The following is an 18,053-nucleotide window of genomic DNA, read 5'->3' as shown; positions in this document are numbered from 1 at the left end:
CGCTCAGGCGAAGTCTTCGGCCAGCTTCGCGTCGAAGCCCGTTCGGTTCGAGACCGTGGTCTGCTCGACCAACTCCGAGCGCAACGCCGCAAACACGCGCGAGCAGTCGATGGCGGCGCGCAGCAGATGCTTGGCCACCGCCATTTCAGTGATGCCGAGCTGCTGCGCGATTTCTGCGCGCGTGTGTCCGTAGGCGCGGAACAGCAAAAACACTTCGCGCCGCCGCGGCGGCAGGGTTTCCAGCGTTTCGACGACGCGCGCCAGCACCTGCTGCTGGGAGGCGATGTATTCGCAAGACGGCACCGTCTGGCGCGAGCCGGCGCTGAAATGCGTGCTGGCCCACTCCTGCGCCACCTTGCGATGACGTGCGTCGTCCACGCACAGGTTGCGCGCCACGCGGAACAGCAGCGCCCTTGGCGACTCGATGCCCGAGCCCTGCGGTCCGTCGGTTGCCGCACCGCCGATGCGGATGTCCTTGTTCAGCTTGAGCGCGTGCGCATACACCCGCTCGAAGCTGGATTGCGCGATGTCCGCCGCGTAGTGAGGGTCCCGCAGGTCGCGCGTCAGCTGCCGACGCAAGTCCGCATAGTGAGCTAGCAGTTCCTGGACGAGGTCGCGCATCCGATCGCCTTCTCGCAAGCATTCGCAGTGGTGGTGGTTCCCGGCCGGTCACCGGCGTCAGAGCGAAGGGTGACGCGGATGGTTGAATAAGAATTATTCTTATTGAAGTGTAACCTTAACCGCTGCCCAACGAGGTGCGATAAAGGTTTGGGAACCTCATGTGCGTGCCTGAAAGAGACACTCGCTCCGAAAATGAATAGTTCTGTTTTCGGATTGGGCGGCGGCTGCGCCGCCCCTGGCAATCAGCCGCGCTTCGGAATGGCCAGGCCACGCGCAACGGCCGGCCGCGCAACGAAGGCTTCGAGCGCACGCGCCACGTTCTTGAACTCGCCAAAGCCCACCAGGTCGCCCGCTTCATAGAAGCCGACGAGGTTGCGCACCCACGGAAAGATGGCGATGTCGGCGATGGAGTAGCTGTCGCCCGCCACCCACTGGCTGGTTGCAAGGCGCTTGTCGAGCACGCCGAGCAGCCGCTTCGATTCGGCCACGTAGCGGTCGCGCGGGCGCTTGTCTTCGTAGTCCTTGCCGGCAAACTTGTTGAAGAAGCCGAGCTGGCCGAACATGGGGCCGATGCCGCCCATCTGGAACATGAGCCACTGGATGGTTTCGTAGCGGCCCGCGGCATCTTGCGCAATGAACTGGCCGGTCTTGTCGGCCAGGTAGAGAAGAATGGCGCCCGACTCGAAGAGCGCGAGCGGCTTGCCGCCGGGGCCGTCGGGATCGAGGATGGCGGGAATCTTGTTGTTCGGATTGAGCGACAGGAATTCCGGCGACATCTGGTCGTTGGTCTCGAAGCTCACCAGGTGCGCTTCGTAGGGCAGCCCGGTTTCTTCCAGCATGATCGAAACCTTCACGCCGTTGGGCGTGGGCAGTGAATAGAGCTGCAGCCTGTCAGGCTGGAGCGCGGGCCATTTCTTGGTGATGGGAAAGCTGGAAAGATCGTGCATGGGCAATTCTGAAAGAGCGGAAAAGGAGCGGAGCCATGGCGCCGCGCCGGCCGGTTTCAGATGCCCAGCCAGGTGAGCAGGGCGGCCTCGACTTCGGCCGACGGCGCGACGAAGCCAGTGTAGGTCGAGGTTGCAAGCGCGCGCTTGCCGGCGTCGCTTTGTGCGAGCCCCAGCAGGGCTTCTCGCGCCGCGGCGGTGGTGGCGGCATCGAGCTTGCGCGACGCCACCCACTGCTTGATGGGCACCGCGCGCGACTCGGCGCACACGTTGCCGCCGCTGTCCTTCCAGGCCTTGATCACGCCCGACGAGGCCGTGGCGCCATAAGCGGCAAAACCGTTCTTCACGTAGAAGGGCACGGCGTCCTGGTAGCGCGTGTTGGTGAGCTTGAGCGAGGCGGCCTGCACGCCTTGCTCGCGCAGCATGGCGCGCGTGATCACCGAGGTGATCGAATCCGGGTCGGGCATCACCAGGCCCTTGCCGGCAATGCTCTTCCAGTCGGAGATGGGCTGCGGCTCCTTGCACAGCAGCGATACCTTGTATGCGGTAAAGCCGCCGGTCCAGGCCAGCGCCTGGTAGCGGCCGCTCTTGATGGCCTCCAGCGCCACATGGGCCGGATGGATGAAGGCCATGTCGACTTGCTGTTCCTTCAGGGCCTCGCGCGCACCGTTGTACGAAATCAACACCTTGATGGTCACCGGCTGCTTCAGTGCCTTGCTCAAGGCCTCGGCAATGGGCTCGAAGCGCGGTGCGATCTGGCTTTCCGTCACCTGGTAGCTCACGCCTTCCGTCACTCCGATGACCAGCGCCTGGGCCGGTGCGGCCGCGGCCAGCAGCAACGCCGCCGCCGGCGCGGCAAGCAGAAGCGAGCGCGGCCTGCGGGTGCGGCGCGCACTGGCGGCGCACACGTCGATGTTGTCGGGGCGGAGTGTGGCGGGGGTGTACATCAAAAGATCATAGGGGCCGGGGGCGCGGCCGCCGATGATCGCAAGCACCTATGCGCGCGGCGCCCCGCCCATGGCATGCATGGCGCCGGGCCGCTGCGGCAGTGGAAGCCTCAGAACCGCGCCTTGAGGAAGGCAGACGGCCCGTGCAGCTTGACCTTGACCCGCGTCTCGGCGGTGCTGCTTTCGCGCGCCAGGTCGATGTTGGTGACGCCATAGGCCAGCACCAGGCCCACGTTCTTCACGGGGAACCACTCCACGCCCGCGCTGGCGTTATAGATGTTGCCGTGAAAGCGCCCGCCGCCCTTGCGCACGCCGGAGAGGTCGGCAAACAGGCGCAGGTCCGGGTTGATGGCATGCCGCACGCCGACTTCGAGCAAGGGCGCAATGGCATCGTCGCTCGCGTCTTCATTCAACTGGCTGATGCGCCCGTTGACCGCCACATTGGCGTTCGCGCCCACATTGATGCGGTAGTAGGCCGCGCCCGCGCCCAGCCCGAACACCGTGTTGCCCGTGCCCAGCCACCACTTGTACGAGAGCTTGGCAAAGTCGAGCTTCACGTTGAGGTTGGCGTTGCCCAGGGCATTGAACGTGCCGAAACCGCCAAGCGATTCGCTGCCGCCGGCCTGGCCGAAGTAGTCGCGCTTGTAGCGGTAGTAGTCGAACGAGAGGCCGTGGCTGTCGCCGATCAGCAGGTCCGCCGTCACGCGCGGCATGGTCACGCGGCCGGGCTCGAGGTCACGCGTTCGCAGCGCGCCGTACGGCGAGCTGACCGATGCATTGAACTTGGGATCGGCGCTGAAGGCTCCCACCGAAAAACTGAACCGGTCGAGTGCGGGCGATGGTTCTGCCCAGGCGCTTGCGTGGGCAAAGAGCAATCCGGCACCGGCCAGAGTGCCCAGCGTCGTCAATCTTGCGGTGTTGGCGAGCGGGCGGGAGCGAGGCAGCAGCATGAAAGGTCCTTCAGAAGGCAAAAAAAATGCCTCGGGCTCGACACGCAATTTCATGCGCGCGGTGCTTCCGGGCGGGGCTCCCTTTTGATGACCGACAAGTTAATAGGGCGCATGCCAAAAACCCATGCGCTGATTGCCGCTGTGCTTGTAGGACGTTGTCGATGCAGGCCTTAGCGCGCCTGAAAAAGTATTCAAGCTAAGCTTTGAACATGCACGAACATCTTTCCACGACCACCGGTCCGCAGCGTCTCTTGTATGGCGCGGTGGCAGGCATTGCCGTTGCGGCGGTCGCTCCGCTCGAGCCGATGGTGCGCGGCCTTTCAGGCTGGTGCACCGGCGCTGCGGTCTTCCTGGTTCTCACGTGGTGGCTGGCCGATACTTTCGATGCACAGCGAACCCGCGAGCGCGCGCAGTCGCTGGATCAGCCCAACCTGGTGATCCTGGTGTCGGTGCTGGTCGCGATTGGTGCGAGCGTGGTTGCCATTGCAATGCTGCTGCAGCAGGTCAAGCTGATGAGCGGTCCCGCGCGGGCCGCGCACATCGCGCTGGGGCTGGTGGCGCTCGTGGGCTCCTGGCTCATGATGCATACGATCTACGCGTTTCATTACGCGCACCGCTACTACATCGACCAGCGGGACGGCTCGCCCGACGGCGGGCTGGATTTTCCGGGCAAGGACGAGCCGGACTATTTCGACTTTTTGTATTACGCGTACGTGGTCGGCATGACCTCGCAGGTGTCGGACGTGCAGGCCACTTCGCGCGAGATGCGGCGCATCACGCTGGTGCACAGCGTGCTCGCGTTTGCATTCAACATGCTGGTGCTTGCGTTGTCGGTCAACGTGGTCGCGGCGGCGATGTAGCGGCCGCCGAGCCCGCACCCGGCCACAGCTTCACGAGGCCCGTGGAAAGCGCCACGCCGCACACGATGACGGCCGCGCAGATCAGCATCCATTGCGTGATGTTTTCGCCGAGGAACACCGCGCCGTAGAACACCGCGAACACCGGCACCAGGAAAGTCACGGTCAGCGCGCGCGCCGGTCCCGCATTGGCGATGAGCCGGAAGAAAAGGATGTACGCCAGGCCGGTGCAGGCGATGCCCAGCGCCAGCAACGCCAGCCATGCGCGCAGGCTGGGCATTTGCGTGGGCCAGAACCACAGCGCGGGCAACGCAAGGAACAGCGTGGCGCCAATCTGGCTGCCGGTGGCCGTGGCCAGCGCGGGCACACCGCCCAGGTAGCGCCGCGTGGCGCTGGCCGCCACGCCATAGCTTGCGCAGGCGCCAAGACAGGCCAGCACGGCCCACAGCGCGGCATTGCCGCCTGCATCGGCGTGCAAGCCTGCGCTGCGGCTTGCCAGCATGGCAACGCCCGCAAAGCCGATGATCAGTCCGACGATGCGCGAGCCATCGGGCCGGTCGCGAAACCAGGCCCACGCCACCAGCGCGCCGAACATCGGCACCGTGGCGTTGATCACCGCGGCCAGGCCGCTGTTGATGGTGAGCAGCGCAAAGCAGAACAGCGCGAACGGAATGCCGGAGTTCAGCACGCCGATGGCCATGGACGCCTTCCAGTGCTGAGCCAGCGCCTCGCCGTGGCCGCGCATGAACAGCAGCGGCAACAAGAAGAGCGTGGCCACGCCGACGCGCACCGCGGCCGCAGGCAAGGCACCGAACTCGGCCGCGCCGATGCGCATGAAAAGAAAAGACGCGCCCCAGAGCGCGCCCAGCAGCACCAGATCGATGAGCCAGGCCTTGGGCTTCGGCGAGTCGGGAGCTGTGGTGTTGTCTTTCGTTGTCATGCTCATGCGTTCTCTTGATGGTGCGCGCGGCCGGAGCCGGCGCTATTTCGATTCGAGTTCCAGCAAGGCGGTCTTGCGGTGGAGCCCGCCAGCGTAACCGGTCAGCGAGCCGTTCGCACCGAGTACGCGATGGCAGGGCACGATCACGCTGATCGGGTTGCGTCCCACGGCCGCACCCACCGCACGCACCGCGGTCGGGTTGCCCACGTTTGCGCTCAGTGCGCCGTAGGTCATGGTCTTGCCCGCGGGTATGGCAAGCAGTGCCTGCCATACGCTCTGCTGGAACGCGGTGCCGTGCGAGAGGTCGAGCTTCACGTCGAAGGTGTCGCGCTTGCCGGCAAAGTAGTCGCGCAATTGCGCGCCGGCTTCGACGAGCGCGGGATGATCGTCCTTGGTCTGCCAGCCCGTGGTGTCGGGCCAGTGGCGCTGCTGGTCGAACCAGACACCCGCCAAGCCTTCGTCCGTGGCCGCCATGGTGATGCCGCCGAGCGGCGTTTCGATGTGCGATGTGTAGATGACTTTGGTCTTGAACTTCATGACATTTCAGGCGGAGGCGCCTGCCGTTGCGATGTTGCTGGAAGAAGGCTCTGCCGCGGGTGATTCCGCGGCCGGCGCGGTTGCCGGTGATGGCGACGGTGCATGCCATGCGCGCAGCACCGCGTAGCTGCGCCATGGCCGCCATGCCTGCGATGCCTCGCTGGCCGCGCGCGCGGTGGTCACGGCCAATGCTTTTTGCAGCGCGATGTCACCCGCCGGAAACGCATCGGGCCAGCGCAGCGCGCGCATGGCGATGTACTGCGCGGTCCAGGCGCCGATGCCGGGCAACTCCTGCAGCGCGGCGATGGTCGAAGGCACGTCGGCACCCGCATGCAGCGCCAGCTTGCCGGCCGCGACCTCGCGGGCAATGGCCTGCAGCGCGGCCTGCCGCTGGCGCACGATGCCGAGCTGACCGAGCGCATCTCCGCTCGCGGCTGCCACGACTGCAGGCGTGGGGAACAGCCGGTCCAGGCCCTCGATGGGCGTGGCAATGGGTTCGCCGAATGCCGCGACCAGCCGCGAGCCCAGCGTGCGCGCCGCGGCCACCGTGATCTGCTGGCCGAGCACCGCCCGCACCGCGAGCTCGAAGCCGTCGACCGTGCCCGGCACGCGCAGCCCGTCGCCATGCGGAAAGGCTTCGTGCAGCGCGGCGTTGATGGCCATCGGCTCGGCATCGAGGTCGAGCATGGCCCGCGCGCGGCTGATCACGATCGGCAGCACGGCGGCAAGCGAATCGCTGACCGAGAGCAGCATCTGCTCGCGTTCCATGTCGAAGCGCAGCTGCAGCCACCCGGCGTGCGTTTGCGTGCCTTGCTGCACGCGCAGCGTGCGGGCCAGCCGCACATAAGCAGGCGTGCTTCCCTTGGCGGGCTCCTTGCCGTCGGCCGTGAATGCAACCTCGACACCTCGCAGCGCGCGGCGCGCGAAGAAGCCCAGCATCGCATTCACGTCATAGGGCGGACGGAAACCCAGGCGCACTTCGATCGCCTTGCCTTCGCCGCCCTCGGCGCCGCCCGCGCGCCGCAGCGCACTCGGGTTGAGGCCGTAGTGCTCCAGAAATGCGGCGTTGAAGCGGCGCACGCTCGCAAAGCCGCTGGCCAGGGCCACCTGCGTCATGGGCAGGCGCGTGTCGGCGATCAATTGCTTGGCGGCCAGCAGGCGGCGTGTTTGCAGATATTGCAGGGGCGAGACACCGAACTGCGCCTCGAAGATGCGCCGCAGATGGCGGTCGCTCACGCCGAGCCGTGCCGCGATCTGCGCGGCACCCGGGCCGTCTTCGGCCCATGCATCGGGCTCGTCGATGAGGCGCGCGGCCTGCAGCGCGAGAATGCGCGAGGCATCTTCGGTGGACCAGCTTGCCGCGCGCGGCGCCAGTTCGGGCCGGCAGCGCAGGCAAGGGCGAAAGCCCTCCGCCTCCGCCTGCGCTGCATGGCGGAAGAACCGGCAGTTCTCGCGGCGCGGCGGTTTCACGCGGCAGACCGGCCGGCAATAGATGCCGGTGGAGGTCACCGCGGTGAAGAACGAGCCGTCGAAGCGCGCGTCGTGCGTCTTCATTGCCAGGTAGCAGGCATCGCTCTCGAGCACTTCGGTGGAGGCAGGTGTGGAAAGCATGGACAAATGATACGGTTTCGACTCGTTTCAACTGGCCGTTTTCGGACATGTGGGCACCAGACTGCTTGCCTACAATGGCTCGGTCTTTAGAACTACAGGGAATGCCTTCTCATGCAACTCAGTGCGTCGATTTTCAAGGCCTACGACATTCGCGGCGTGGTGCCCGTCACGCTCGATGCCGAGGTCGCCGAAGCGCTCGGCCGGGCTTTCGGCAGCGCCGCCCGTGCCGCCGGTGAAAAAACCGTGGCCGTGGGCCGCGACGGCCGCCTGTCGGGCCCTGCGCTCGCCGAAGCACTGATCAAGGGGCTTGTTGCCACCGGCATCGAGGTCATCAACGTGGGCGCCGTGACCACGCCCATGCTGTACTTTGCGGCGCACACGCTGTCGAGCAGCGGCATCCAGGTGACCGGCAGCCACAACCCGAAGGACTACAACGGCTTCAAGATGGTGCTGGCGGGGCGCGCCATCTACGGCGACGAGATCCAGGGCCTGCGCAAGGTGATGGAAGAGGGCACCGCCAAGCTCGCACCCGGCGGCAGCGTGCGCAATGTCGACGTGACCGAGGCCTACGTGAAGCGCATCGTCGGCGACATCAAGCTGGCGCGGCCGCTGAAGATCGTGGTCGATTCGGGCAACGGCATTGCGGGCGCTTCGGCCCCCGCCATCTTTCGCGCCATCGGTTGCGAAGTGACCGAGCTGTTCAGCGAGGTCGACGGCGACTTTCCCAACCACCATCCCGACCCGAGCCGGCCCGAGAACCTGAAGGACCTGATGGCCGCATTGGCCACGGGCGACGCCGAGCTGGGCCTGGCCTTCGATGGCGACGGCGACCGGCTGGGCATCGTCACGAAAGACGGCCAGAACATCTTCCCCGACCGCCAGATGCAGCTCTTTGCGCAGGACGTGCTTTCGCGCGTGCCGGGCGGCACCATCGTGTACGACGTGAAGTGCTCGCAGCGCCTGGCGCCGGCCATCGAGGCCGCGGGCGGCAAGCCGATGATCTTCAAAACCGGCCATTCGCTCATCAAGGCCAAGATGAAGGAGATCGATTCGCCGCTCGGCGGCGAAATGAGCGGCCACATCTTCTTCAAGGAGCGCTGGTTCGGCTTTGACGACGGCACCTATGCGGGCTGCCGCCTGCTCGAGATATTGAGCAAGACGCCGAACGCGAGCGACACGCTCAACGCGCTGCCCACGAGCTTCTCCACGCCCGAACTCAACGTGAAGTGCGCCGAAGGCGAGCCGCACGCCGTGGTCGAAAAGCTGGTTGCAGGCGCCAGCTTCGCGGCACCGGCCGTGGTCTCGACCATCGATGGACTGCGCGTCGACTGGCCCGACGGCTTCGGCTTGATTCGCGCTTCCAACACCACGCCGGTGCTGGTGCTGCGTTTCGAAGGCCAGACCGATGCGGCCCTGAAGCGCATCGAAGCCGAGATGCTCGCGCTCCTCAGAACCGTCAAGGCCGACGCGACGCTGGCCGAAGCGTCGCACTGAACCCCGTGCGTTCGCTGCTGCTGCGCCTGTACGGCGTCTTCACCACCGTTGTGCAACCGCTGGTTCGCCGCAAGCTGCGGCGCCGCGCGGTGGCCGAGCCCGGCTATGGCGTGGCCGTGGAGGAACGCTTCGGCTACTACGACGACGCAACCACCGGCGAGGGGCAGTGCTGGGTGCATGCGGTTTCGCTTGGCGAAACACGCGCGGCAGCCATCCTGATCGCGGAATTGCGGCGGCAGTATCCGGGCATCCCCATCCTGCTCACGCACGGCACCGCTACGGGCCGTGAAGAGGGCGCCAAGCTGCTCGAGCCCGGCGACACGCAGGTCTGGCAGCCGTGGGACACGCCGGGCGCGGTGGCGCGTTTTCTCGATCGTTTTCAGCCGCGCATCGGCGTGCTGATGGAAACCGAGGTCTGGCCCGAGATGGCCGCCGCCTGCGCCGAGCGCCGCATTCCGCTGGTGTTGGCCAACGCGCGCCTCAACGAAAAGTCGCTGGCCGCTGCCGAGCGCCTGAGCTGGCTTGCGCGGCCCGCGTATTCGGCGCTGGCCGCCGTGTGGGCACAGACGGAGGCCGACGCGCACCGGCTGGTGTCGCTTGGCGCCAAGGTGGCCGGCATCTACGGCAACCTCAAGTTCGATGCCTCGCCCGACGCGCGCCAGCTCACCGCGGCCGTGGCGTTGCGCGAGCGGCTGCCCAAGCCCATGGTGGTGCTTGCGAGCTCGCGCGACGGCGAAGAGCGCATGCTGCTCGAGGTGCTCAAGCGCTTCGGCGCCACGTCGCCGGTGCCGCCGGAGCAGGGCGCGGTTCGCTCGATTGCCAAGCGCGTGCACGACGTGCAATGGATGATCGTGCCGCGCCATCCGCAGCGCTTCGATGAAGTGGCCGCGCTCATCGAATCGCAAGGCTTTGCCGTGGCGCGCCGCAGCGCGGCCGGCCAGCCGACCGATGCCGAGATATGGCTCGGCGATTCGCTCGGGGAAATGGCGCTTTACTACGGCCTGGCGGATGTCGCGCTGCTGGGCGGAAGCTTCGAACCGCTGGGCGGCCAGAACCTCATCGAGCCTGCCGCATGCGGCTGCCCGGTGGTCATGGGTCCCTCGACCTTCAACTTTGCCGAAGCCGCGCAGCTTTCGCTTGCGGCCGGTGCCTCGCTGCGTGTCGAAAACATGGAGCAGGCCGTGACCGCGGCCCTCAAGCTGGTCGAGAACCCCGAGCGCCGCGCTGCGATGGCGCAGGCCGCGCTGGCCTTCTCATCGTCGAACCGCGGGGCGGCCGAACGCACCGCCGCGGCGGTGCTGGCCATTGCGCAGGCCGCGGACCCCGTGCCGACCGGCGCCGCGCCTCTGGAAGAAGACGCGAGAGCTGAACCTACGCTCGAGTAGCCGCGGAGGCCAGATCCTCAGCGAGCCGGGGGATTCAGGATGACCGGTGGCGGCGGTGCCGAAGGCATCGTCGGTGCCGGCGGATTGAACGGCGGCACGGGCACGGGCGGCACCACGGGAATGCTCGGGGGCGTGACCGGCACCACGGTCGAAGGCGCCGTCTGCGGTCGTTCGCCCAGCGAAGGTTGCGCAGACGCGCCTCCGTTCTTCGCCAGCGTCGCATTGATCGCGTTCATGTCGTCCACAGTCAGCGTGCCGTTGGCCTGGCGCAGCCTGAGGTTGCCCAGCAGCACGTTGTAGCGCGCCTGCGCAAGGTCGCGCTTGGTCTGGTACAGCTGGCTTTGCGAATTGAGCACGTCGATGTTGATGCGCACGCCCACCTGGTAGCCAAGCCGGTTGGCGTCGAGCGCGCTCTGGCTCGAGGCCTCGGCGGCTTCGAGCGCCTTCACCTGGCCCGCGCCGGACACCAGTCCGAGGTAGGCCGCGCGCGTGGCCTGCGCCACGCTGCGGCGGGTGCCTTCGAGCACGCTGCGCGACTGGTCTTCGAGCGCCAGCGTTTCCTTGATGCGGTTCTCGGTGGCAAAGCCCGCGAAGAGCGGCATGTTGAACACCACGCCCACCGACGCGGCATCGATGCGCGTGCCCACCGTGCTGGTGCTGGTGCCGTGCGGATTGCGCGTGATGTTGTAGCCCAGGTTGGCATCCAGCGTGGGCTTGTGGCCGGCTTCGGCCTTGCGGATTTCGAGGCCGGCCACATCGAGGCCGAGCCGCGCCTGGCGGATGGAGGGGTGCGCTTCTTCGGCCTGCGCCACCCAGGCTTCGATGTTTGCCGGCATGGCCGTCGGCAGCACCACCGGCTGCGCCAGCGGAACCGGCACGCTGCCGGGCCGGCCGACCAACTGGTCGAGGACGATCTTCTTGACCTGCAGGTCGTTCTCGGCGGCAATCTCTTGCGCAATGACGAGGTCGTAGCGCGCCTGCGCTTCACGCGTGTCGGTGATGGTGGAGGTGCCGACCTCGAAATTGCGCTTGGCCGATGCGAGCTGCTCGGCCACGGCCACCTTTTGCGCGCGCACCAGCGTCAGGCTGTCCTGGCTGGCGAGCACGTCGAAATACGCCTGGCTCACGCGAACGATCAGGTCCTGCTCGGCCGCGGTGAGCACCGCCTCGGCAATCTCGGCCTGGCGCTTGCCTTGCTCGTAGGTCGCCCAGTTGGCAGGCCGGTAGATCGGCTGCGTGGCATTGATGCCGACGTTCTGCGTGGTGAAGTCGCGCGGCGTGCTGGTTCCGCGGCCGGGGCCGGTCAGGGTGTCGATGTCGAGGTTGTTGCGCGTGGCGCCGGCCGTGAGCCCCACCGCGGGAAGAATGCCCGCCTTGGCCTGGGCGGCACGCGCCACGTTCGCTTCGTACTGGGCTCGCGCGCCCTGGTAGGTGGCGTCGAAGCCGCGGGCGGATTCGTAGAGTTCGTTCAGTGTCTGGCCTTGGGCCGGCAGTGCGAGCAGGGTGGCAAAGAGACTTGCGAGCGCTGCGGAAAGAGGCAAAAGCCTGGGCCTGGAAGGCATTGAACGTCCTTGAAGAAAGAATCAGTAGCGCGGCACGGCAGGGTCGTGCTGTGCGGACCAGGCGTCGATGCCGCCGGCCACGTTGGCCAGTTCGGCAAAGCCGTTCTGGCTCAGGAAGGCCGCCACACGCTGGCTGCGCGCGCCGTGATGGCACAGGCACGCAATGCGCTGGCCTTCGTCGAGTTCGGAAAGCCGGCCCGGAATTTCGTTCATCGGGATGGCGACCAGCGTGAAGCCCTGGGGCGCGACGCTTGCCGTCTGCAGCTCCCAGGGTTCGCGCACGTCGAGCAGCACGGGCGCCGCATCGGGGTTTTGCGCAAACCAGGCTGCGAGATCGGCGGGGTGGACTTGATCGATCATTCGGAAGTCCCGTTCAGAACGAGAAGCGCGAAGGCTCGGGGAAGTTGAGCAGGCGCGGCGCCACGGTGTCCCACGGCTGGATGGTGTCCCACTTGCTTTCGCTGGTGCGGGTGACGAAGTGCGCGCGCATCATCGGCTCTTCGCCCACGATGGCGGCCAGGCGGCCACCCACCTTGAGGGAGCCAAGCAGGTTCTGCGGAATGCGGGCGACGGAACCGCTGAGCACGATCACATCGAAGCTGGGGCCGCTCGGCAGCGGCACGGCGCCATCGGCGTTGCGCACTTCCACGTTGGCAACGCCGTTCTGGCGCAGCGTCTCGGCGGCGCGGGCGGCCAGCACGGGGTCGATTTCGAGCGACAGCACCTGGGCCGCGCGATGGGCGAGCAGGGCGGCCATGAAGCCGGAGCCGGTACCGATCTCGAGCACCGACTCGTGCTTTTGCACGTGCAGGTCTTGCAGCATGCGTGCCTCGACCTTGGGCGAGAGCATCACCTGGCCGGGAACGGAGCCGTCGCCGAGCGGAATTTCCATGTCGAAGAAGGCCAGGCCGCGGTGCGCGGGCGGCACGTAGTCTTCGCGCCGGATGGCGGCCAGCAGGTCGAGAATTTCCAGGTCCAGCACATCCCAGGGCCGGATCTGCTGCTCGATCATGTTGAAGCGCAAGCGCTCGAGGGTGGGGGTCGGGTTCATTGGGGGCTTTTCCTTGTGGGGCTCAGGACAAACCTTCAATTTTAGGTTGCGCCGCGCCCGCTCGCGGAAGCCCGGCCGTCCATGCACGCTTCATGCCGCGCTCTCCGGGCGGCGGGTGAGGCCGTAGAGCACGGTCTCGGCCTGGGTGGCGAGGTACTTTTCAGGGTCGAGCGCGGTGTCTTCGTCGACGCACACCATGGCCGAATGCTTCCACAGCATCAGGAAGACCATGGGCGCCACCACCGAGTAAATGGCGTGGTCGATGTCGACCGGCGCGAATTCGCCCTTGTCGATGCCACGCTGCAGGATGCGCCGCAACAGCGAATGGCCCGGCCGGATGACTTCCTTGCGGTAGAACTCCGCCAGGTCGGGGAAATTGGCGCCTTCGCTCATCATGAGCTTGGTCAGGCCCGAAGCCTTGGTCATGCCGACCCGCTCCCACCAGACGCGCATGCAATAGCGCAGCATGTCCGCCGAGGTGCCCTCGAAGGTCTCGAATTCTTCGTTCCACTCGGAAAACCGGCCGCTGAGGTTTTCGACCACCACGGCCTTGAAGAGCTCTTCCTTGCTCGGGAAATAAAGAAAAAGCGTGCCCTTGGAGACGCCGGCGCGCGCCGCCACTTCCTCCGCGCGGGTGGCGGCAAAGCCTTTTTCGACGAAGAGATCGAGGGCCGCCGCCAGCAGTTCGCCGGGGCGCGCCTCCTTGCGGCGCTCGCGTTTGGAGCGCACCGGGCAGATCTTGTCGACAAAGGAACGGGGGGTGGGCATGAGATTAATGACTCGCGGGTTAGTAATGTAGTGACCAGCATCCGGCCCGTCAAGCCGCGACAATATCGGGTTCGCTTTTTTCCTACCTGCCGGAGCAGCCCATGTCTTCTTCACCGTCGCAAACCGAAACCATCGTGCTGGGCGGCGGCTGCTTCTGGTGCACCGAGGCGGTTTTCGACCGCGTGCAGGGCGTGGTGGACGTGGAGTCGGGCTACTGCAACGGCCAGACCGTCAACCCGACCTACGAGCAGATTTGCACAGGCCGCACGGGCCATGTGGAGGTCGTGAAGGTCGAATTCGACCCCGCCGCCATCAGCCTGCGCGAAGTTCTCGAGATCTTCTTTGTGGTGCACGACCCCACGTCGCTGAACCGCCAGGGCAACGACGTTGGCACGCAGTACCGCAGCGGCATCTATTTCACGAACGACGGGCAGAAGGAAGTGGCCCAGGCGGTCATCCGCGAAATCGAGGCCGGCAAGACCTACAGCGCCCCCGTGGTGACCGAGGTGGTGCCGCTCGCCAACTACTCGACCGCCGAGGCCTACCACCAGGACTACTTCCTGAACAACCCGAACCAGGGCTACTGCGCCTTCGTGGTCGGGCCCAAGGTCGAGAAGTTCCAGAAGACCTTCGCTTCGCGCGTCAAGGCCTGATTTTTCGCCAAGGCCCGCTCCCGTGCACATCACCGCCAGCCAGGCTCCGCATCGGTCGATCCTGTCGACCCGTGTGATCGCCATCGCGCTGGTGGTGGCGTTGTGGTTCGCGGGCACGCTCGGGCTGATTCACCGGTCGCTGCACGTGCCGGGCCTTGGCCAGCCGGCCGCGGCGGCGCAGGCCAGCCATGGCGAAGAGGGGCGCGGGCACGCAGCCCACGCGGCCCAGGTGTCGCACCTGCCCCACGCGTCTCACGGCATTGCCAGCCTGTTCGGCGACCACACCGACGCCGAATGCCGGCTGTACGACCAGCTGTCGCACGGCTCGGGCGCATTGGGCGTTCCTACGCTGGTGCTGCCGGTGCTCCTGCCGTCGGCCACCTTTGCCTATCTGCAGGGCGAAGCCATCGCCCGCTGGGTTGCGCTGTTCGACGCGCGCGGCCCGCCTTCCACTCGCTGAATCCCTCCGTGTTCCGGTTGCTGCACCGCGCTTTCCTGCGGTGGCGGCAGATCGTCCCTTGATTCAACGAGTGCTCATTCATGATTCCCAATTTCCGTCGCAACGCCATCGGCGCTGCCGTTCTTTCGCTGGCATCTTTCGCGGCCATGGCCCAGGCGCAACCCCAGCCGGCTCCCCGGGCGCAACCCGCCGAAATGCCCGCAGCCTCGCTGCCTGAGATTGCCGTCACCGGCAATCCGCTGGGTGCGGCCGACCTGATTGCGCCCACCACCACGCTCTCGGGCGACAAGCTCCTGATGCGCTCCGAATCGACGCTCGGCGAAACGCTCAACAACCTGCCCGGCGTGAGCAGCAGCTACTTCGGCCCCAACGCGAGCCGGCCGATCATTCGCGGCCTGGACGGCGACCGCATCCGCATCCTGCAGAACGGCGGCGGCGCGCCCGATGCTTCGGCGCTGAGCTACGACCACGCGGTGCCGGTCGATTCGCTGGTGACCGACCGCGTCGAAGTGCTGCGCGGGCCGTCTGCGCTGCAATATGGCGGCAGCGCGGTGGGCGGCGTGGTCAACGTCATCGACAACCGCATTCCGACCGAGCCGATCGACGGCTTCGGCGGCCGTGCCGACCTGGGCTTTTCGACCGGCAACAAGGAAAAGAACGGCGGCGTGGTCTTCGAGGGCGGCAACGGCCGCCTGGCGCTGCACGTGGATGCGTTCAACCGCGACTCCAAGGACGTCTCGGTGCCCATCGAACTGGAGTGCACCAAGCCCGGCCGTCCCACGCTGGCGCGCAAGATCTGCAACTCGGCCAACGAGGCGCACGGCGGCGCCGTGGGCGGCACGCTGTTCTTCGATCAGGGCTGGATCGGCGCCTCGGCCAGCACCTACCGCAGCAACTACGGCACGGTGGCCGAAGACGACGTGACCATCGGCATGAAGTCCGACCGCTATGCCATCGAAGGCGAATGGCGCCCGGGCGGCATCATCAGCAGCGTTCACGCCAAGCTCAGCCACACCGACTACCGCCACACCGAGTTCGAAGGCCGCGAAGCCGGTACCACGTTCTCGAACATGAGCAACGATGTGCGCATCGAGGCGCGCCACCAGAAGATCGGCAACCTCGAAGGCCTGGTGGGTTTCAGCAGCGAGACCAACCGCTTCGCCGCGGATGGCGCGGAAGCCTTTGCGCCGCACAGCCGCACGCGCTCCAACGCGCTGTTCATGTATGAAGAACTCGGGACCTCATGGGGCCGGCTGAGCTTTGGCGCGCGCACCGAGAAGGTTCGCGTCACTTCGCTCGGCTATCCGGACGATCCGACGGTGACGCGCTTTGCCGTCGGCGAGCGCACCTTCAACCCGCACAGCGCGGCCCTGGGAGCGCTGGTGAACCTGACGCCGCAGTGGCAGCTCACCTCGAACCTGGCCTACACCGAGCGGGCACCTAAGGACTATGAACTGCTCGCCAACGGCCCGCACGTGGCAACGGCCGCATGGGAGGTCGGCAATCCGAACCTCGACAAGGAAAAGTCGACCGGGTTCGACCTGGGGGCGCAATGGAAGTCGGGCGCCAACACGGCCCGCGTCAACGCGTACGTCACGCGTTTTCGCAACTACATCGGCCTGACGGCATCGGGCCGCACGCTCGATGAAGAAGGCCAGGTGGTGACCGACCCGGAAGCGACGGACACGCTGGCCGAGTACCTCTACAGCGGCGTGCGCGCGCGGTTCACCGGCATCGAGGCGAACGGCAACCTGCGCCTCTTGGGCACCGACGGCTTTGCGCGTTCGGCCGACGGCTCCACGCTCGACCTGGAGTGGCGCGGCGACATCGTGCGCGCCAAGAACCTCGACACCGGCGAGCCGCTGCCGCGCATTGCGCCGCTGCGCCTGGGCGCCACGCTGGCCTACGGCAACGGCCCGTGGGGTGCGCGCCTGGGCTTCGACTACAACGCGGCGCAGCGCCGGGTGCCGAGCGTGGGCGCGCGCGAGACCGACTCCTACACGCTGTGGAATGCCGCCGTTACCTACCGCATGAAGGTGCAGCACGCCAATCTCACCTGGTATGCGCGCGTCGACAACATCACCAACAAGCTGGCCTACAGCCCGACGTCGATCCTGACGACGACGGTGTACCCGAACGCACCGCTGCCGGGACGTTCGCTGAAGGTCGGCCTGCGCGTGACGTTCTGACCTGAAGCCCATCAGGCCTGCTCTTTCTGGAAAGGAAAGGGCAGGCCGGGCTGAACGCACCCTCGGCTATCCTCGACCGGGTGAACCCGTTCGTCATTTCCTCGCTGCTGCCGGTCGTCGTCCTGATCGCAGCAGGCTACCTGGCAGGCCGGCGCCGCTGGATCGGCGGCAACGCCGTCAAGGACCTCTCCAACCTGATCTTCCTGCTGCTTGCACCCGCGCTGCTGTTCCGCGCGATGAGCACGGTGCACGTGGAAGAACTCAGCCTCAAGCCCGTGGCGGCGTACTTCATCGCCTCGGGCCTGCTGTTCGCGGGCACGTTGGCGCTGCGCGGCTTCAACCGCACGGCAGCCGTCATTGCGCTGGCCAACACCTACAGCAACACCGTGATGATCGGCATCGTGCTGGTCGGCCTTGCTTATGGCGACCAAGGCATGGTGGTGCTGCTCACGCTGATCTCGCTGCATTCGCTGGTGCTGTTGACGAGCGCCACCGTGGTGCTGGAGCTGGCCGTCGCGCGCGAGCATGCGGTGGTGAGCGGGGAGGAGAAGCGTTCCATGGTTCGCACGGTGCTGCGGGCTCTCCGCAACGCCATCATCCACCCGGTGCCGATGCCGATCATCGCGGGGCTGCTGTTTGCGCAGACCGGGCTCGTGATGCCCGACTTTCTCGACAAGCCGATCATGCTGCTCGGGCAGGCCTTCGGCCCGGTGGCACTTGTGATGGTGGGCATCACGCTCGCGCTGACGCCCATCGGTCGGCACTGGCGCGGTGCCACGGTGCAGGCCCTGGTGAAGAACCTGCTGCATCCGCTGCTCGTGGCCGGCATCGGCTGGCTGCTGGGCGTGCGCGGCATTCCGCTCACCGTGATGGTGGTGGCGGCGGCACTGCCCATCGGCGCGAACGTCTTTCTCTTTTCGCAGCGCTACCGCACGGCCGAAGACCTGGTAACGGCCAGCGTGGCGGTGTCGACGGTGCTCGCGCTTGCCACGCTCACGCTGGTGATGACGCTGGTGCAGTGGCTTCCCTGAAGTTCTTGTAGCCCCCGGCGCCTATGCCGTTCGGCAGGGTGGCCATTTGGCGA

The 18,053-nt window shown here is 66.7% G+C and carries 18 protein-coding genes; 7 read left to right on the top strand and 11 right to left on the bottom strand.

Annotated features, from left to right (window positions below; translation table 11 throughout):
* Positions 1 to 3 precede the first annotated feature (3 nt).
* The 4 genes from M0765_RS01490 to M0765_RS01475 all read right to left on the bottom strand — a co-directional run bounded on the left by M0765_RS01490 (position 4) and on the right by M0765_RS01475 (position 3,462).
* Complete coding sequence (locus tag M0765_RS01490) at positions 4 to 621, bottom strand: RNA polymerase sigma factor (RefSeq protein ID WP_258501594.1); 618 nt, start codon at positions 619 to 621, stop codon at positions 4 to 6.
* Positions 622 to 863: 242 nt separating this feature from the next.
* Positions 864 to 1,568 carry a glutathione S-transferase N-terminal domain-containing protein gene (locus tag M0765_RS01485; protein WP_258501592.1) on the bottom strand — a complete coding sequence of 235 codons (705 nt, stop codon included), beginning with the start codon at positions 1,566 to 1,568 and terminating at the stop codon, positions 864 to 866.
* Between the two features lie 56 nt (positions 1,569 to 1,624).
* Positions 1,625 to 2,512 carry a phosphate/phosphite/phosphonate ABC transporter substrate-binding protein gene (locus tag M0765_RS01480; RefSeq protein ID WP_258501591.1) on the bottom strand — a complete coding sequence of 296 codons (888 nt, stop codon included), beginning with the start codon at positions 2,510 to 2,512 and terminating at the stop codon, positions 1,625 to 1,627.
* Between the two features lie 110 nt (positions 2,513 to 2,622).
* The gene (locus M0765_RS01475; RefSeq protein WP_258501590.1) at positions 2,623 to 3,462 is read right to left on the bottom strand and encodes a hypothetical protein; all 840 of its coding nucleotides are present in this window, start codon (positions 3,460 to 3,462) and stop codon (positions 2,623 to 2,625) included.
* 209 nt (positions 3,463 to 3,671) lie between these two features.
* Between M0765_RS01475 and M0765_RS01470 the strand changes: the two genes are divergently transcribed.
* Positions 3,672 to 4,322, top strand: coding sequence for a DUF1345 domain-containing protein (locus tag M0765_RS01470; protein WP_258501588.1), 651 nt, complete (start codon positions 3,672 to 3,674; stop codon positions 4,320 to 4,322).
* On the opposite strand, the gene M0765_RS01465 is transcribed toward M0765_RS01470, so the two are convergent.
* From M0765_RS01465 to M0765_RS01455, 3 genes are read right to left on the bottom strand one after another with little or no spacing between them, the layout of a single operon-like run.
* A complete protein-coding gene (locus M0765_RS01465) occupies positions 4,297 to 5,265 on the bottom strand; it encodes a DMT family transporter (protein ID WP_258501586.1) in 969 nt (322 codons plus the stop codon). The two genes, M0765_RS01470 and M0765_RS01465, sit on opposite strands and share 26 nt — an antisense overlap.
* Before the next feature lie 36 nt (positions 5,266 to 5,301).
* The gene (locus M0765_RS01460) at positions 5,302 to 5,796 is read right to left on the bottom strand and encodes a methylated-DNA--[protein]-cysteine S-methyltransferase (protein WP_258501584.1); all 495 of its coding nucleotides are present in this window, start codon (positions 5,794 to 5,796) and stop codon (positions 5,302 to 5,304) included.
* 6 nt (positions 5,797 to 5,802) lie between these two features.
* Positions 5,803 to 7,407: a DNA-3-methyladenine glycosylase 2 family protein gene (locus M0765_RS01455; RefSeq protein WP_258501583.1), complete on the bottom strand. Its 1,605-nt coding sequence runs from the start codon at positions 7,405 to 7,407 to the stop codon at positions 5,803 to 5,805.
* Between the two features lie 111 nt (positions 7,408 to 7,518).
* Between M0765_RS01455 and M0765_RS01450 the strand changes: the two genes are divergently transcribed.
* Together M0765_RS01450 and M0765_RS01445 are read left to right on the top strand one after the other, a co-directional pair.
* Complete coding sequence (locus tag M0765_RS01450) at positions 7,519 to 8,901, top strand: phosphomannomutase/phosphoglucomutase (protein ID WP_126746240.1); 1,383 nt, start codon at positions 7,519 to 7,521, stop codon at positions 8,899 to 8,901.
* Positions 8,902 to 8,906: 5 nt separating this feature from the next.
* The gene (locus M0765_RS01445) at positions 8,907 to 10,286 is read left to right on the top strand and encodes a 3-deoxy-D-manno-octulosonic acid transferase (protein WP_258501582.1); all 1,380 of its coding nucleotides are present in this window, start codon (positions 8,907 to 8,909) and stop codon (positions 10,284 to 10,286) included.
* A gap of 17 nt (positions 10,287 to 10,303) precedes the next feature.
* On the opposite strand, the gene M0765_RS01440 is transcribed toward M0765_RS01445, so the two are convergent.
* The 4 genes from M0765_RS01440 to M0765_RS01425 form a co-directional block, all read right to left on the bottom strand.
* Positions 10,304 to 11,848 carry a TolC family outer membrane protein gene (locus tag M0765_RS01440; RefSeq protein ID WP_258501581.1) on the bottom strand — a complete coding sequence of 515 codons (1,545 nt, stop codon included), beginning with the start codon at positions 11,846 to 11,848 and terminating at the stop codon, positions 10,304 to 10,306.
* 21 nt (positions 11,849 to 11,869) lie between these two features.
* On the bottom strand, positions 11,870 to 12,208 hold the full coding sequence (locus M0765_RS01435; protein WP_258501580.1) for a rhodanese-like domain-containing protein: 339 nt from the start codon (positions 12,206 to 12,208) through the stop codon (positions 11,870 to 11,872).
* Positions 12,209 to 12,221: 13 nt separating this feature from the next.
* The gene (locus M0765_RS01430; protein ID WP_258501579.1) at positions 12,222 to 12,899 is read right to left on the bottom strand and encodes a protein-L-isoaspartate O-methyltransferase family protein; all 678 of its coding nucleotides are present in this window, start codon (positions 12,897 to 12,899) and stop codon (positions 12,222 to 12,224) included.
* A gap of 90 nt (positions 12,900 to 12,989) precedes the next feature.
* Positions 12,990 to 13,667, bottom strand: a complete 678-nt coding sequence (locus M0765_RS01425; protein ID WP_258501577.1) for a TetR/AcrR family transcriptional regulator — start codon at positions 13,665 to 13,667, stop codon at positions 12,990 to 12,992.
* A gap of 101 nt (positions 13,668 to 13,768) precedes the next feature.
* Here M0765_RS01425 and msrA point away from each other — a divergent pair, with 101 nt between their 5' ends.
* The 4 genes from msrA (at position 13,769) to M0765_RS01405 (ending at position 18,000) form a co-directional block, all read left to right on the top strand.
* Complete coding sequence (gene msrA / locus M0765_RS01420; RefSeq protein ID WP_258501575.1) at positions 13,769 to 14,320, top strand: peptide-methionine (S)-S-oxide reductase MsrA; 552 nt, start codon at positions 13,769 to 13,771, stop codon at positions 14,318 to 14,320.
* Between the two features lie 22 nt (positions 14,321 to 14,342).
* Complete coding sequence (locus M0765_RS01415) at positions 14,343 to 14,780, top strand: hypothetical protein (RefSeq protein ID WP_258501574.1); 438 nt, start codon at positions 14,343 to 14,345, stop codon at positions 14,778 to 14,780.
* 80 nt (positions 14,781 to 14,860) lie between these two features.
* Positions 14,861 to 16,969 carry a TonB-dependent receptor gene (locus tag M0765_RS01410; RefSeq protein WP_258501573.1) on the top strand — a complete coding sequence of 703 codons (2,109 nt, stop codon included), beginning with the start codon at positions 14,861 to 14,863 and terminating at the stop codon, positions 16,967 to 16,969.
* 80 nt (positions 16,970 to 17,049) lie between these two features.
* A complete protein-coding gene (locus M0765_RS01405) occupies positions 17,050 to 18,000 on the top strand; it encodes an AEC family transporter (RefSeq protein WP_258501572.1) in 951 nt (316 codons plus the stop codon).
* Positions 18,001 to 18,053: the final 53 nt, after the last annotated feature.

Source organism: Variovorax sp. S12S4 (assembly GCF_023195515.1).
Classification (GTDB): Bacteria; Pseudomonadota; Gammaproteobacteria; order Burkholderiales; family Burkholderiaceae_C; genus Variovorax.
The sequence above is the reverse complement of the archived record's forward strand: the minus strand, read 5'-3'. Positions and strand labels throughout refer to the sequence as shown.